This window comes from Microbacterium sp. LMX7-1.2 (assembly GCF_040675935.1).
Taxonomy (GTDB): Bacteria; Actinomycetota; Actinomycetes; order Actinomycetales; family Microbacteriaceae; genus Microbacterium.
This window is the reverse complement of the sequence record NZ_JBEGIL010000001.1, coordinates 1,159,197-1,175,547: the sequence shown is the minus strand read 5'-3', so window position 1 is coordinate 1,175,547 and position 16,351 is coordinate 1,159,197. Positions and strand designations below refer to the sequence as shown.

The 16,351-nt window shown below is 67.6% G+C and carries 9 protein-coding genes; 8 read left to right on the top strand and 1 reads right to left on the bottom strand.

Annotated features, from left to right (window positions below; genetic code table 11):
- Positions 1-6: 6 nt before the first annotated feature.
- Both MRBLMX7_RS05800 and MRBLMX7_RS05795 read left to right on the top strand, forming a co-directional pair.
- Positions 7-882, top strand: coding sequence for a MurR/RpiR family transcriptional regulator (locus MRBLMX7_RS05800; RefSeq protein ID WP_363366604.1), 876 nt, complete (start codon positions 7-9; stop codon positions 880-882).
- A 125-nt stretch (positions 883-1,007) separates the two neighbouring features.
- Complete coding sequence (locus MRBLMX7_RS05795; protein WP_363366603.1) at positions 1,008-1,889, top strand: hypothetical protein; 882 nt, start codon at positions 1,008-1,010, stop codon at positions 1,887-1,889.
- Between the two features lie 38 nt (positions 1,890-1,927).
- Here the strand turns inward: MRBLMX7_RS05795 and MRBLMX7_RS05790 are convergent, their stop codons facing one another.
- Entirely contained in the window at positions 1,928-2,848 is a 921-nt protein-coding gene (locus tag MRBLMX7_RS05790; protein ID WP_363366602.1) for a sugar kinase, read from the bottom strand.
- A gap of 169 nt (positions 2,849-3,017) precedes the next feature.
- Here MRBLMX7_RS05790 and MRBLMX7_RS05785 point away from each other — a divergent pair, with 169 nt between their 5' ends.
- From MRBLMX7_RS05785 to rpoC, 6 genes are all read left to right on the top strand, one after another.
- Positions 3,018-4,691, top strand: coding sequence for an ABC transporter substrate-binding protein (locus MRBLMX7_RS05785; RefSeq protein ID WP_363366601.1), 1,674 nt, complete (start codon positions 3,018-3,020; stop codon positions 4,689-4,691).
- Positions 4,692-4,814: 123 nt separating this feature from the next.
- Entirely contained in the window at positions 4,815-5,819 is a 1,005-nt protein-coding gene (locus tag MRBLMX7_RS05780; protein WP_363366600.1) for an ABC transporter permease, read from the top strand.
- 34 nt (positions 5,820-5,853) lie between these two features.
- Positions 5,854-6,819, top strand: a complete 966-nt coding sequence (locus tag MRBLMX7_RS05775; RefSeq protein ID WP_363366599.1) for an ABC transporter permease — start codon at positions 5,854-5,856, stop codon at positions 6,817-6,819.
- A gap of 44 nt (positions 6,820-6,863) precedes the next feature.
- Positions 6,864-8,543, top strand: a complete 1,680-nt coding sequence (locus tag MRBLMX7_RS05770) for an ABC transporter ATP-binding protein (RefSeq protein WP_363366598.1) — start codon at positions 6,864-6,866, stop codon at positions 8,541-8,543.
- A 290-nt stretch (positions 8,544-8,833) separates the two neighbouring features.
- Positions 8,834-12,334: a DNA-directed RNA polymerase subunit beta gene (locus MRBLMX7_RS05765; protein ID WP_363366597.1), complete on the top strand. Its 3,501-nt coding sequence runs from the start codon at positions 8,834-8,836 to the stop codon at positions 12,332-12,334.
- A gap of 85 nt (positions 12,335-12,419) precedes the next feature.
- Complete coding sequence (gene rpoC, locus MRBLMX7_RS05760; RefSeq protein WP_050721702.1) at positions 12,420-16,295, top strand: DNA-directed RNA polymerase subunit beta'; 3,876 nt, start codon at positions 12,420-12,422, stop codon at positions 16,293-16,295.
- Positions 16,296-16,351 lie beyond the last annotated feature (56 nt).

The following is a 16,351-nucleotide window of genomic DNA, read 5'->3' as shown; positions in this document are numbered from 1 at the left end:
GGCACCGTGGACGCTGACGTTCTCGCGCTGGTGCGCCGATCGATCCCCCGCCTGACTGCCGCCGAGGCACGGGTCGCGGAGACGATCCTCGGCGACCCCACGCTCGTCGTCGACCTCGCCATCAACGACCTCGCCCGGCTGTGCAACACGTCGCTGTCGACCGTCGCGCGCTTCGCGCAGTCGCTTGGTTTCAGCGGCTATCGCGAGCTGCGCGTCGCGGTGGCCCGCACCGTGACGCTCGCGCAGGCGCAGCAGGCCCGTTTCAGTCTCGACACGACCGCGATCGACCCCGAGGACGAGCCACCGGCCATCGCGGCCAAGCTCGCGGCGCAGGAGATCGACGCGATCGAGAAGACCGCGCTCGGTCTCGATGCCGCGGCGCTCGACCGGGTCGCCCGAGCGGTGGTCGCCGCCCGGCACGTCGACGTCTTCGGGCAGGCCGCGTCCTCGCTCACGGCGCAGGACCTGCAGCAGAAGCTGTCGCGCATCGGATGCTCGGTCGCACACTCCGCAGATCCGCACCTCGCCCTCACCGCGGCGTCGCTGCGGACACGGGAGGATGTGGCGATCGCCTTCTCCCACGGCGGAGAGACCCAGGAGGTGGTGCGCGCGGTGGAGGTCGCCCGCGACGCCGGTGCGCTGACCGTGGCCGTGACGAGCGTCCCGGACTCGTCGCTCGCCCTCGCCGCCGACGTCGTGCTGTTGACCTACGCGCAGGAGTCGCCGTTCCGGATGGCGGCGATGTCGAGCAGGATCGCGCAGCTCGCGCTCGTCGACATCCTCTTCGTCCGGGTGGTGCAGTTGCGCGGCGAGCCCGTCGCGATCCCGCTGCAGCTCACGCACGAGGCGGCCGCGACGAGACGTCGCGCCCCGCGCCGCTGACGTCGGACCGCGCCGCGGGCACCGCTCCACTCCCTCACGCGCGTAACGGCACCCCCGGTGCCTTCCCATGCCCCCGGTCCGATGTACGATCCTCGACAGGAGGCGGCACGGACGAGCGGGGAGCGATGGAGCACGACGCGCAGGGCGCGCACTCGCGCGTCGACTTCGCCGAGGCGCTGCGTGCCGCCATCAGCCGGCGAGGGCTGTCCTTGCGCGCGATCCGCCAGAGATTGCAGGAGCGCGGGTACGACATCAGCGTCGCCAGCCTGTCGCTGTGGCAGAACGGGGTCCGCACGCCGAGGACGGATGTCGCCTGGGAGATCGTCCCCGAGCTCGAGGACATCCTGGGTGTGGCGTCCGGAGAGCTCGTCGGCACGCTTCGACCCCGCGTGCGGGTTGCGGAGGATCGCAATGCGACGTTCGCGGAGCTGAGCGGCGAGGACCTCGGTGGGTTGGCAGATGAGGAGGCGGTCAGAGACCTCTCCGAGAGGTCGGGGTCGATAGTCGTCTCGTTGGACGCCCGCGGGCGGATCCGAGGCACCGTCAACCGCACGCTCTGGCAGGCGAGAGTGGATGAGGCGCAGCGCGTCACCGTGTTCTTCGGCATCGATCCCTCGGAGTCGCGGCCACCTCGGGTGCGGGGGACGATCGGATGCGAGCTGACCGATGTCGTGGCGGATATGGACGCGCGTCTGATGAGGGCGACCCTCCGGCTGGACTCCCCGATCCCGAAGGGAGCGCTCGCGCTGACCGAGCGCGAGTCCTTCGATCGTCAGTACGACGGAGACGACCGGGCCTCGGGATTCACCGTCGTCGCGCCGCGGCGTCAGGCCGAAGTGGGGCTCGCCGTCATCTTCGACCCGGCCTGCGTCCCCAGGCGCTGCACCGCTTTCATCTCGTCGGCAGCGTCGTCCCGCTCGCATCCCCTGGTGCTGAACGGATCGACAGCGTCGCACGTCGAGTTCGACTTCGGACCCGGGAGCATCTCGATCGACTGGGAGTGGTGACGCGCGATCTCCCGGGGCGCCTCGTCGGTGCAGGTGCGTCAGTCGATGTGGTCGCGGGTGCTCGTCAACGCCCGCGTTGCGATGCGGTGCGCTCGTGCGAGGCTTCCGCTCAACGACAGACCGGTGAGCACTCCGGCGAGGAATCCTGCGGCGAACGCGTCTCCCGCGCCGATCGTCTCGACCACGGGGACGTCGAGGGCGTCGCTCTGCTGACGTTCGTCGCCGTCGAAGGCCACAGCACCCTGCGGATCGGTCACGAGCAGGAAACGCGGCTCGGGGAGCAGCGCGCGCAGCGCGTCCGGGTCGTCGGTCCCGAACACGGCGTCGGCGTCGGGGCGGGTGCAGAACACGACGTCGGCGCGGTGCGCGTATCCGGCGACGATCGCGCGCCCCTCCTCCTCGCGGCCGCGCCACAGTGTCGGGCGCCAGTTGACGTCGAGGCTCCGGATCCGTGCGGGCGCGTCCTCGGCGAACAGCGCGTCCTGCGCTGCCCGCGCGGAGTCCGACAGTGCAGGGGTGATCCCCGAGGTGTGCACCAGGGCGGCCTCGGCGAGCAGGGCGGATGCCGCGGGCGCGGCGAGCGTGTCGGGCGAGAGGCCGGCTGCGGCCGAACCGGCGCGGTAGTAGTGCATCATGCCGTCGATCGAGCCGTCGGGCTGCGTCGACAGCTCCTTGACGTACAACCCGGTCGGCGCGTGCGGATCGACCTCCACCGCACTCGCGTCGACGTCGAGTCGGTGCAGCTCCGCAGTGAGGAACCGCCCGAAGCCGTCGTCGCCCACTCGCGACACGACGGCGCTGCGCACACCGGCGGCGGCGAGAGCGATCGCGGTGTTCCATTCGGCTCCGGCGAGCGAGCGATGGAACGTGCGATTGTCCTCGAGCGGGGCGGCGGTGGCGGGGATGAGCGAGATCAGACCCTCGCCGACGCACACGGCGAGGGGAGACGTGTCGGGCACGATCTGGACACTACCGGATCGCCGTGCGGCCGGGGAGTCGATACCGGATTGCAACATGCCGGTGTTTGGCATCTGTGGATCGCCTGGGTACGTTCGTAGGAATCACCGTGAGCCGGGGTGAAAGCACCCCGATCGCGCAAAGAAGCGCCCCACAGGGAAGGTCATACACATGCACCACTCGATCACGCGTCGGCGAGGTCTCGCCGTCGTCACCGGAGCTGCGCTGGCCGCGCTGGTCCTGTCAGCCTGTGTCGCCAGCGAACGCGGAGACGACGACGGCGGAGCATCCGGAGACGTCGACGGCACCTTCGTGTTCGCAGCGTCGTCGGATCCTGCGAGCCTCGACCCCGCCTTCGCTCAGGACGGCGAGACCTTCCGCGTCTCCCGCCAGATCTTCGAGGGACTGGTCGGCACCGAGCCCGGCACGGCGGACCCCGCGCCGCTGCTCGCCGAGGAGTGGGAGTCGTCCGAGGACGGCATGAGCCACACCTTCACGCTCAAGCAGGACGTGACCTTCCACGACGGCACCCCGTTCAACGCCGAAGCCGTGTGCGCGAACTTCGACCGCTGGTACAACTGGACCGGTCTCGCTGCATCCGAGGCTCTGGGCTACTACTACAACAAGCTCTTCAAGGGCTACGCGTCCGACCCCGCGAACGCGGTCTACAAGTCGTGCACCCCGGACGGCGACTACTCCGTCACGATCGACCTGAACAAGCCGTTCGCCGGCTTCGTCGCCTCTCTGTCGCTGCCCGCCTTCGGCATGCAGAGCCCGTCAGCGATGGCCGAGTTCGGCGCCGACGACGTCAGCGGCACCGCCGAGGCGCCCGTGCTCTCGGAGTACGCGATGGGCCACCCGGTCGGCACCGGCCCCTACCAGTTCGAGGAGTGGGCGCCGGGCGAGCAGGTCACGCTCACGGCCTACGGCGACTACTGGGGCGGGGCCGGACAGATCGACGAGATCATCTTCCGCACGATCGACGACCCGACGGCCCGTCGCCAGGCGCTCGAGTCCGGCTCGATCGACGGTTACGACCTCGTCGGCCCCGCCGACACCAAGGCGCTCGAGGACGACGGCTTCACGATGGTGTCGCGTCCGCCGTTCACGGTTCTCTACCTGGCGTTCAACCAGGCGCTCCCGGAGCTTCAGGACCCCAAGGTCCGTGAGGCGCTCTCGTACGCGATCGACAAGGACGCCCTGATCAGCCAGGTCCTGCCCGAGGGCACGGAGAAGGCGATCGAGTTCGTGCCCGACACGGTCAACGGCTACAACCCCGACGTCACGACGTACGACTACGACCCCGAGAAGGCCAAGGCGCTGCTCGCGGAGGCCGGCTACACCGAGGCCAACCCGCTGGCGCTGGACTTCAACTATCCGGTCAACGTCTCGCGTCCGTACATGCCGGACCCCGAGCAGATCTTCACCGTGCTGTCCTCGCAGCTGTCCGAGGTCGGCGTGCAGACGACGCCGGTGTCGCAGGAGTGGGGCGAGTACCTCGACCGCATCACGGGTACGCCGGACCACGGCATCCACCTTCTCGGCTGGACCGGTGACTACAACGACACCGACAACTTCGTCGGCGTGTTCTTCGGTCAGCAGAGCGCGGAGTGGGGCTTCGACAACCCCGAGCTGTTCCAGAAGCTGACGGAGGCGCGCGGCGTCCCGAGCCTCGAGGACCAGACGGCGCTGTACGAGGACATCAACGAGATGGTCGCGGAGTTCATCCCCGGCGTCCCGCTCGCGCACCCGGCACCGACCCTCGCGTTCGACCCGCGGGTGAAGAGCTACCCGGCCAGCCCGGTGAACGACGAAGTCTTCACGGACATCGTCCTCACCAAGTGATGCGCTGACGCCAACAGGTCGTTGAGCGAGGAGCGAAGCGACGAGACGAAACGCAGGGACCCTTGCGGAACCTGCGTTTCGTCTCGCTCCGCTCGCTCAACGACCACCGGTTAGGAGACCTCTTTGCTGCGCACCATCGGCAGGCGACTGCTGTTCCTCATTCCCACCCTCGTCGGTCTCAGCATCCTGCTGTTCGCCTGGGTCAGGGCCCTTCCCGGCGGTCCGGCCGTCGCCCTCCTCGGGGAGAAGGCGACCCCCGAGGCCGTCGCCCGGATCAACGAGCTCTACGGCTTCGACCGGCCGATCCTCGAGCAGTACTTCGTCTGGGTCGGACGTCTCCTCCAAGGGGACTTCGGCACCTCGATCCAGACGAACCGTCCCGTCGTGGAGGAGTTCTTCCGACGCTTCCCGGCGACGATGGAGCTCAGCGTCATGGCTCTCATCTTCGCGGTCGGCGTCGGCATCCCCCTCGGATACTGGGCTGCTCGACGTCACGGCAAGTTCACCGACCACGCCTCCGTGGTCCTGAGTCTCATCGGCATCACCATCCCGGTGTTCTTCCTCGCGTTCATCCTCAAGTACGTGTTCGCGGTGCAGCTCGGGTGGCTGCCCTCGGACGGACGGCAGAATCCGCGCATCGACGCCACGCACGTCACCGGGTTCTACGTGTGGGACGGCATCATCACCGGGGAGTTCGACGCCTCGTGGGATGCCATCCTGCACCTGATCCTGCCGGCGCTCGCGCTCGGCACGATCCCGCTCGCGATCATCGTGCGCATCACCAGGGCCAGCGTGCTCGAGGTGCAGAACGCGGACTACGTGCGCACGGGCAGGGCGAAGGGCGTCGGTGCGACCACGCTGCGCAACAGGTTCATCCTGCGCAACGCGATGCTGCCGGTCGTCACGACCATCGGTCTGCAGACCGGTCTGCTGATCTCCGGCGCGGTGCTCACCGAGACCGTGTTCGCGTTCCCCGGCATCGGCTCGTTCCTCGCGAGGGCCATCTTCACGCGGGACTTCCCGGTGCTCCAGGGGTTCATCATCTTCATCGCGATCGCGTACGCGCTCATCAACCTGGCGGTCGATGTGTCGTACAGCCTGATCGATCCGAGAGTGCGGGTGCAGTGATGGCCGCTCTCGTCTATCTGAAGGAGGCGACGTCATGAGCGTCTCGCTCCCCCCGGCACAGGGTCCGTCCGCGGCAGGCGGCGAGATCGTCGACACGGTCGCGGTCGCGCAGGCCGGTCTGAAAGAGGGACCAGGCGGATTCTGGCGGGACGTGTTCCGCCGGCTGCGTCGCAACCCGACCGCGTGGATCGGCGCGGCGATCGTGTTCGCCTTCCTGCTGGTCGCGGTGCTCGCGCCGATCCTGGCGCCGTACCCCGAGACCGCGCTCCCCGGCGCGAAGTCCATCACGCCGACGTACATCCCCGGGCCGGGAGATCTGCCGGAGTTCCCGCTCGGTCTCGACCGCTTCGGCGGCGACGTGCTGTCGAAGCTGATCTGGGGCGCACAGGCGTCCCTACTCGTCGGCGTCATCTCCACCGCACTCGGGCTCGTCGGCGGCATGCTGCTCGGGCTCGTCGCCGGCACCTTCGGCGGCTGGGTCGACACGATCATCATGCGCGTGGTCGACATCATCCTGTCGGTGCCGAACCTGCTACTGGCGGTTTCCATCGCGGCGATCCTCGGCCAGACCCCGTTCGCGGTGATGATCGCGATCGGTGCCTCGCAGGTGCCGATCTTCGCCCGTCTGCTGCGTGCGTCGATGCTGCAGCAGCGATCGAGCGACTACGTTCTCTCGGCGCAGACCCTCGGCCTCGGACGTGGTCGCATCACGATGTCGCACGTGCTGCCGAACGCGATCGGACCGGTCATCGTGCAGGGCACCCTGACCCTCGCGACCGCCGTGATCGACGCCGCCGCGCTGTCGTTCCTGGGACTCGGCGGCGGGCGCCCCGAGACCGCGGAATGGGGGCGCATGCTGACCTACGCGCAGAACGAGCTGTCGATCGCGCCGTGGCTGGCGTTCTTCCCCGGCATCTGCATCGCGGTCACCGCGCTCGGCTTCACGCTGTTCGGCGAGGCTCTGCGCGAGGCCATGGATCCCCGGACGAGGGCGCGATGATGCGCGACACGGGGCAGACCTTTAACGACACGAAGGAGAATCGGATGCCGGGCGCACCCCTGCTGTCCGTCGAAGGACTCGCGGTCGACTTCAGCACCATGGACGGCGTGGTCCACGCGGTGGAGGGCGTCGACCTGGAGATCGCGGAGGGCGAGACGGTCGCGATCGTCGGCGAGTCCGGTTCGGGCAAGTCGACCACGGCGATGGCGATCATCGGCCTGCTCGCCGGGGGCGGCCGCGTCGCCGCCGGGAGCATCCGCCTGGACGGCCGGGAGATCGCTCACGCTCCCGAGAACGAGCTGCGTGCGATCCGCGGTCGCGACATCGGCCTGGTCCCGCAGGACCCGATGTCGAACCTCAATCCGGTCGCGAAGATCGGCACGCAGGTCGCCGAGACACTGCTCGCCCACGGACTCGCCACCCGGCAGAACGTGGGGGAGAAGGTGGTCGAGGCGCTCACCGCGGCCGGTCTGCCCGATCCCGAGCGGCGCGCGAAGCAGTACCCGCACGAGTTCTCCGGCGGCATGCGTCAGCGGGCGCTCATCGCGATCGGCCTGGCGTGCAAGCCGCGACTGCTGATCGCGGACGAGCCGACCAGCGCTCTCGACGTCACGGTGCAGCAGACGATCCTCGATCAGATCGGCGCCATGACCCGTGAGCTCGGCACCGCGGTGCTGCTCATCACCCACGACCTCGGCCTCGCGGCGGAACGCGCGGAGCGCGTGGTCGTGATGCACCGCGGCAGGGTCGTGGAGCAGGGGCCTGCGCGGCAGATCCTCGAGGCTCCGCAGCATCCGTACACGCAGTCGCTCGTGAAGGCGGCGCCCTCGGTCGCGGCCGCGCGGCTGCGGCCGGAGGCGTTCCAGGTCGAGGAGCCGTCGGAGGTCGACCGGTCGTCGAGCGAGGAGCGCAGCGACGAGACGACACGCGGCCGCGCCGACAACATCGTCGAGATCGAGAACCTCACGAAGGTGTACCCGGTGCGGGGACAGAAGGAGGACTTCGTCGCGGTGAACGACGTGTCCCTCGCGATCCCTCGCGGGGAGACCGTCGCGATCGTGGGCGAGTCCGGCTCGGGCAAGACGACGACGGCGCGGATGCTGTTGAAGATCATCGAGCCCACGAGCGGCCTCATCCGCTTCGAGGGCAAGGACGTCTCGTCGCTGAGCCGAGCGGAGACGAAGGACTTCCGCCAGCGCGTCCAGCCGATCTTCCAGGATCCCTACTCGAGCCTGAATCCGATGTTCACGATCGAGAGGCTGATCTCCGAGCCCTTGGAGTTCTATCGGCGGGGGAGCGGAGCGGATCGCCGCAAGCGCGTCCGTCAGCTGCTGGACGACGTGGCGCTGCCGCAGTCGATGCTGCGTCGCTACCCGTCCGAGCTCTCCGGCGGTCAGCGCCAGCGCGTGGCGATCGCCCGCGCCCTCGCGCTCTCGCCCGACCTGATCGTCTGCGACGAACCCGTGTCGGCGCTCGACGTGCTCGTGCAGGATCAGATCCTCACGCTGCTGGGCGACCTGCAGCGCGAGTACGGGCTCAGTTACCTGTTCATCTCGCACGACCTCGCGGTGGTGCGACTGATCAGCGACTACGTGTGCGTGATGAAGGACGGCTCTCTCGTCGAAGCGGCCTCCTCGGAGGAGATCTTCACCAACCCGCGCGACCCGTACACGCGTCGCCTCCTCGCCTCGATCCCGGGGAACGAGCTGAACATCGCGTCCTGACCTCCCAAGCCCCGCTATTTCTGCCGAACGGCAGAGACGAACCCTCTGTTTGCGTCGTTCAGCAGAAATAGACGGGTGGGGACGGGTGGGGAGCGGGCTTTTACCGCAGCATCCGAAATTGGTCAAGGACTGCGCTTGCCATGTCGCACAATCGCGTCTATAGTTGGTAGTTGCGCTCGCTTCTCCGTGCCCTCATATGGTGGTCGGCATCTCGTTGAGCATTCGAGCGCGCACTCCACCTGACGACAAAGGAATCGAGAAGCCCTGCGGGGCTCACGGAGGTTATTCCCTTGGCTGCTGCTCGCAACGCATCCACATCCACCACCACCAAGAACGGACGCGGAGCATCCCGCCTCTCGTTCGCCAAGATCTCCGACACGCTGACGGTCCCCGACCTTCTCGCCCTGCAGACCGAGTCCTTCGGTTGGCTCGTCGGCAACGACGCCTGGAAGGCGCGTGTCGAGGAGGCCAAGCAGGCCGGTCGCACCGACGTCAACGAGGTCTCCGGCCTCGGCGAGATCTTCGAGGAGATCTCCCCGATCGAGGACCTCGGCGAGACGATGCAGCTCTCGTTCACGAACCCCTACCTCGAGCCCGAGAAGTACTCGATCGAGGAGTGCAAGGAGCGCGGCAAGACGTACGCCGCCCCTCTGTACGTCGAGGCCGAGTTCATGAACCACCTCACCGGTGAGATCAAGACTCAGACGGTCTTCATGGGCGACTTCCCGCTCCAGACCGACAAGGGCACGTTCATCATCAACGGCTCCGAGCGCGTCGTCGTGTCGCAGCTCGTCCGGTCGCCCGGCGTCTATTTCGACAAGACCCCCGACAAGACGTCCGACAAGGACATCGTGTCGGCCCGCGTCATCCCGAGCCGTGGTGCATGGCTCGAGTTCGAGATCGACAAGCGCGACCAGGTCGGCGTCCGCATCGACCGCAAGCGCAAGCAGTCCGTCACCGTGTTCCTCAAGGCGCTCGGCATGACGAGCGAGGAGATCCTCACGGAGTTCGCCGGCTTCCCCTCGATCGAGGAGACCCTGGCCAAGGACACCATCGTCACGAAGGAAGATGCGCTCCGCGACATCTACCGCAAGCTGCGTCCGGGCGAGCAGGTGGCCGCCGAGGCCGCCCGCGCGCTGCTCGACAACTTCTACTTCAACCCGAAGCGCTACGACCTCGCCAAGGTCGGCCGGTACAAGATCAACCACAAGCTGGGCCTCGACTCGCCGCTGTCGGACTCGGTGCTCACCGTCGCCGACATCGTCGCGACGATCAAGTACCTGGTGCGCATCCACGCCGGCGTCGAGACCTTCGACGGCGTCCGCTCGGGCAAGCAGGCCGAGATCCGCATCGCGACCGACGACATCGACAACTTCGGCAACCGTCGCATCCGCGCGGTGGGCGAGCTGATCCAGAACCAGGTCCGCACCGGTCTCTCCCGCATGGAGCGCGTCGTCCGCGAGCGCATGACCACGCAGGACATCGAGGCGATCACGCCGCAGACCCTGATCAACGTGCGCCCCGTCGTCGCCGCGATCAAGGAGTTCTTCGGAACGTCGCAGCTGTCGCAGTTCATGGACCAGAACAACCCGCTCGCGGGTCTGACCAACAAGCGCCGCCTCTCGGCTCTCGGCCCCGGTGGTCTGAGCCGCGACCGTGCCGGCGTCGAGGTCCGTGACGTCCACCCCTCGCACTACGGCCGCATGTGCCCGATCGAGACCCCTGAAGGCCCGAACATCGGTCTGATCGGTGCTCTCGCGACCTTCGCGCGCATCAACTCCTTCGGTTTCATCGAGACCCCGTACCGCAAGGTCGAGGGTGGCGTCGTCACCGAGCACATCGACTACCTCACGGCATCCGAGGAGGTCGACTTCAACATCGCGCAGGCGAACGCGCCGCTCGATGCGAAGGGCCGCTTCACGGAGAGCCACGTCCTCGCGCGCCCCAAGGGCGGCAGCGGCGAGGTGGACCTCTTCCTGCCCGAGGAGATCGGCTACATCGACGTCTCGCCGCGCCAGATGGTGTCGGTCGCGACCTCGCTCGTGCCGTTCCTCGAGCACGACGACGCGCAGCGCGCGCTCATGGGCGCCAACATGCAGCGTCAGGCCGTGCCGCTGCTGCGCAGCGACTCGCCGCTCGTCGGAACCGGTATGGAGGGCTACACCGCCATCGACGCCGGTGACGTGCTCACCGCCGAGAAGGCCGGTGTCGTCTCCGAGGTCTCCGCGGACCGCGTCATCGTCATGCTCGACGAGGGCGGCACGCAGGAGTACCACCTGCGCAAGTTCGACCGCTCCAACCAGGGCACGTCGTACAACCAGAAGGTCGTCGTCAGCGCCGGTGAGCGCGTCGAGGTCGGAGAGGTCATCGCCGATGGCCCCGCCACCGAGAACGGCGAGCTGGCACTCGGGAAGAACCTTCTCGTCGCGTTCATGACGTGGGAGGGCTACAACTTCGAGGACGCCATCATCCTCAGCCAGGACCTGGTGAAGGACGACACCCTCTCCTCGATCCACATCGAGGAGTACGAGGTCGACGCCCGCGACACGAAGCTCGGCAAGGAGGAGATCACGCGTGACCTCCCCAACGTCAGCCCGGAGCTCCTGAAGGACCTCGACGAGCGCGGCATCATCCGCATCGGTGCCGAGGTCCGCCCCGGCGACATCCTCGTCGGCAAGGTCACGCCGAAGGGCGAGACCGAGCTGTCGGCCGAGGAGCGCCTGCTCCGCGCGATCTTCAACGAGAAGAGCCGCGAGGTCCGTGACACCTCCCTGAAGGTGCCTCACGGCGAGCAGGGCACGATCATCGCGGTCAAGGAGTTCAACGCCGAGGACGGCGACGACGAGCTCGGCTCCGGCGTGAACCGCCGCGTCGTGGTCTACATCGCCCAGAAGCGCAAGATCACCGAGGGCGACAAGCTCGCCGGCCGCCACGGCAACAAGGGTGTCATCGCGAAGATCCTCCCGATCGAGGACATGCCGTTCCTCGCGGACGGCACCCCGGTCGACATCGTGCTCAACCCGCTCGGCATCCCGGGTCGAATGAACTTCGGCCAGGTCCTCGAGACCCACCTCGGGTGGATCGCGAAGCAGGGCTGGAAGGTCGAGGGCACCCCGGAGTGGGCGGCTCGTCTGCCCGAGCAGGCCTTCGAGGCCGCGCCCGGCACCAAGGTCGCGACCCCGGTGTTCGACGGTGCGAGCGAGGAGGAGATCTCCGGTCTCCTCGACGCCACGACCCCGACCCGTGACGGCGTGCGCCTGATCGACTCGAGCGGCAAGACGCAGCTGTTCGACGGCCGCTCCGGCGAGCCGTTCCCGGCGCCGATCTCCGTGGGCTACATGTACATCCTGAAGCTCCACCACCTGGTCGACGACAAGATCCACGCGCGTTCCACCGGTCCGTACTCGATGATCACCCAGCAGCCGCTCGGTGGTAAGGCGCAGTTCGGTGGCCAGCGCTTCGGTGAGATGGAGGTGTGGGCCCTCGAGGCCTACGGTGCGGCATACGCGCTCCAGGAGCTCCTCACGATCAAGTCCGACGACATCCTCGGCCGCGTCAAGGTGTACGAGGCGATCGTCAAGGGCGAGAACATCCAGGAGCCCGGCATCCCCGAGTCCTTCAAGGTGCTCATGAAGGAGATGCAGTCCCTCTGCCTGAACGTCGAGGTCCTCTCGGCCGACGGCACGGCTGTCAACCTGCGCGACACCGACGACGAGGCCTTCCGCGCAGCGGAGGAGCTCGGAATCAACATCTCCAGCCGCTTCGAGGCCGCCTCGATCGACGAGATCTAAACGCCTCGACGGGCTCAGCGCCGCACATCGCCGCTGAGCCCGCCGAAGCCCGATTTCTCAACAGAATTCCGACACAGGAGAACTAGTGCTCGAGTCCACCACTTTCGACGAGCTTCGCATCGGCCTGGCGACCGCAGACCACATCCGCGCGTGGTCCTACGGCGAGGTCAAGAAGCCCGAAACCATCAACTACCGCACCCTCAAGCCGGAGAAGGACGGTCTCTTCGGAGAGCAGATCTTCGGCCCGTCCCGCGACTGGGAGTGCGCCTGCGGCAAGTACAAGCGCGTCCGCTTCAAGGGCATCGTCTGCGAGCGCTGCGGCGTCGAGGTCACCAAGTCCTCGGTCCGTCGTGAGCGCATGGGTCACATCGAGCTCGCCGCTCCCGTCACCCACATCTGGTACTTCAAGGGCGTGCCCTCGCGCCTCGGCTACCTGCTCGACATGGCTCCGAAGGACCTCGAGAAGGTCATCTACTTCGCCGCCTACATGGTCATCTCGGTCGACGAGGAAGCTCGTCACCGCGACCTCGGCACGCAGGAGAACAACATCCGTCTCGAGCTGAAGACGCTCGGCGACCGCCGCGACTCGAAGATCGCGGAGCGCCTGGCGAAGCTGGAGGAGGAGCTCGCCGCTCTCGAGGCGGAGGGTGCCAAGGCCGACGCCAAGAAGAAGGTCAAGGACGCCGCCGAGAAGGAGATGTCGCTCATCCGCAAGGGTGCCGACGAGGCGATCGCCAAGCTCGAGCGCGTGTGGGAGGACTTCCGCACGCTCGAGGTCGGCGCGCTGCGCCCCGAGGACGACGTCTTCCACGAGCTGCAGGACCGCTTCGGTCAGTACTTCGAGGCCTACATGGGCGCCGAGTCGATCCAGCGCCGCCTCGCGGCGTTCGACCTGGCCGCCGAGGCCGAGAGCCTGCACCTGCAGATCTCGGAGGGCAAGGGCCAGCGCAAGATCCGTGCGATCAAGCGCCTCAAGGTCGTCAACTCGTTCCTGGAGACCGGCATGAGCCCGGCCGCCATGGTCCTCGACGTCGTGCCGGTGATCCCGCCGGAGCTGCGCCCGATGGTGCAGCTCGACGGTGGCCGCTTCGCGACCTCCGACCTCAACGACCTCTACCGTCGCGTGATCAACCGCAACAACCGTCTTCGTCGTCTGATCGACCTCGGCGCCCCCGAGATCATCGTCAACAACGAGAAGCGGATGCTGCAGGAGGCCGTCGACGCCCTGTTCGACAACGGCCGTCGCGGTCGTCCCGTCACGGGTACCGGCAACCGCGCCCTGAAGTCCCTCAGCGACATGCTGAAGGGAAAGCAGGGTCGTTTCCGCCAGAACCTGCTCGGTAAGCGCGTCGACTACTCGGGCCGTTCGGTCATCATCGTCGGCCCGCAGCTGAAGCTGCACCAGTGCGGTCTGCCCAAGCAGATGGCACTGGAGCTGTTCAAGCCGTTCGTCATCAAGCGCCTGATCGACCTGGGTCACTCGCAGAACATCAAGGCCGCCAAGCGCGCCGTCGAGCGCACGCGTCCCGAGGTCTGGGACGTGCTCGAGGAGATCATCCGCGAGCGCCCCGTGCTGCTGAACCGTGCGCCCACGCTGCACCGTCTCGGCATCCAGGCGTTCGAGCCGCAGCTCGTCGAGGGCAAGGCCATCCAGCTGCACCCGCTCGTCTGCGCGGCGTTCAACGCCGACTTCGACGGTGACCAGATGGCCGTGCACCTGCCGCTGTCGGTCGAGGCCCAGGCCGAGGCCCGCGTGCTGATGCTCGCGTCGAACAACATCCTGAAGCCGTCCGACGGCCGTCCGGTCACCCTGCCCTCGCAGGACATGATCATCGGTCTGCACCACCTGACCACGGTCAAGGAGGGCGCTGCCGGTGAGGGTCGTGCGTTCGGCTCGGTGGGCGAGGCGATCCTGGCGAAGGACGAGGGCACCCTCGACCTGCAGGCCAAGGTCCGCATCCGCATCCCGGGTCTGACGTTCCTCGAGGGCGAAGCTCCCGAGGGCTACGAGCGTCACGGCCTCGTCGACGCCTCGCTGGGTCAGGCCATCTTCAACGACGCGCTGCCGAAGGGCTACCCCTTCGTCCGCGAGGTCGCCGACAAGGGCAAGCTGTCGCAGATCGTCAACAAGCTGGCCGAGGAGTACCCCAAGGTCGAGACGGCTGCGTCGCTGGACCGCATCAAGGACGCCGGTTTCTACTGGGCCACGCGCTCGGGTGTGACCGTCGCCCTGAGCGACATCCTCACCCCGCCGAACAAGGCGGAGATCGTCGCCGGCTACGAGAAGCAGGCCGCGAAGGTCCAGTCCCAGTACGAGAAGGGCCTCACGACCGACGCCGAGCGTCGTCAGGAGCTCATCAAGATCTGGACCGAGGCGACCGACGAGGTGCAGGCCGCGATGAAGGCGCACTTCCCGCAGGACAACACCATCAACCGCATGGTGTCCTCGGGCGCCCGTGGTAACTGGCTGCAGATCCGCAACATCGCGGGTATGCGGGGCCTGGTGAACAACCCCAAGGGTGAGATCATCCCGCGTCCGATCATCTCCTCGTACCGCGAGGGTCTGTCGGTGGCGGAGTACTTCATCGCGACGCACGGTACCCGTAAGGGTCTCGCCGACACCGCTCTGCGTACTGCCGACTCGGGTTACCTGACCCGTCGTCTGGTGGACGTCTCGCAGGACGTCATCATCCGCGAAGAGGACTGCGGCACGTCGAAGGGCCTCGAGCTCCCGATCGCCGCTCCGAACTCGCAGGGCGAGCTCGTGCGCGACGCGAACGTCGAGAACTCGGTGTTCGCCCGTACGCTGGCGTCCGACGTGGTCGACAGCAAGGGCGAGGTCCTCGCCGCTGCGGGTGACGACGTGGGCGACGTGCTCATCGACAAGCTGGTCGAGGCGGGTGTCGAGACCATCAAGGTGCGCTCGGTCCTGACCTGCGACTCCGCCGTCGGTGTCTGCGCGCAGTGCTACGGCCGTTCGCTCGCGACCGGCAAGACCGTCGACATCGGCGAGGCCGTCGGCATCATCGCGGCCCAGTCGATCGGTGAGCCCGGTACCCAGCTGACGATGCGTACGTTCCACACCGGTGGTTCGGCATCGGCGGACGACATCACGCAGGGTCTGCCCCGTGTGCAGGAGCTCTTCGAGGCTCGTACCCCCAAGGGTGCGTCGCCGATCGCCGAGGCCGACGGCCGCATCACGATCGACGAGACCGACAAGGCTAAGAAGGTCATCCTGACGCCCGACAACGGCGACGAGCCCGTCGTCTACCCGGTGCTGAAGCGTGCGACGCTCCTCGTCGAGGACGGCCAGCACGTCACGGTCGGTCAGCCTCTGCAGGTCGGCACGCTCGACCCCAAGGAGGTCATGCGCGTCATGGGTGCCCGCGAGGTGCAGCGGTACCTCGTCGGCGGTGTCCAGGGCGTCTACCGCTCGCAGGGTGTGCCGATCCACGACAAGCACATCGAGGTCATCGTCCGTCAGATGCTCCGCAAGGTCACCGTCGTCGATCACGCCGACACGACCCTGCTGCCGGGTGAGATGGTCGACCTCAAGCGCTACCAGTCGATCAACCGCGAGGCCGTGGCCGAGGGCAAGCGCCCCGCGTCGGGCCGTCCGGAGCTGATGGGTATCACGAAGGCGTCGCTCGCGACGGAGTCGTGGCTGTCGGCCGCTTCCTTCCAGGAGACGACCCGCGTGCTCACACAGGCCGCCATGGAGGGCAAGCGCGACCCGCTGGTCGGCCTCAAGGAGAACGTCATCATCGGAAAGCTCATCCCTGCCGGAACGGGACTCTCGAAGTACCGCGACGTCACGGTGGAGGCGACCGAGGAGGCCAAGAGCGAGCGCTACCCGAACCGGATCTTCGCATCCGACGGGGCGTACGCCGACGGCGACTTCGGCTACGTCGACTTCGACGCGTTCTCGACGGACGACATCACGCCGGGCACGTACAACTGATCACGTGCTGAGTGAGTGAGAAGGCCCCGGGCATCTGCCCGGGGCCTTCTTCCTGT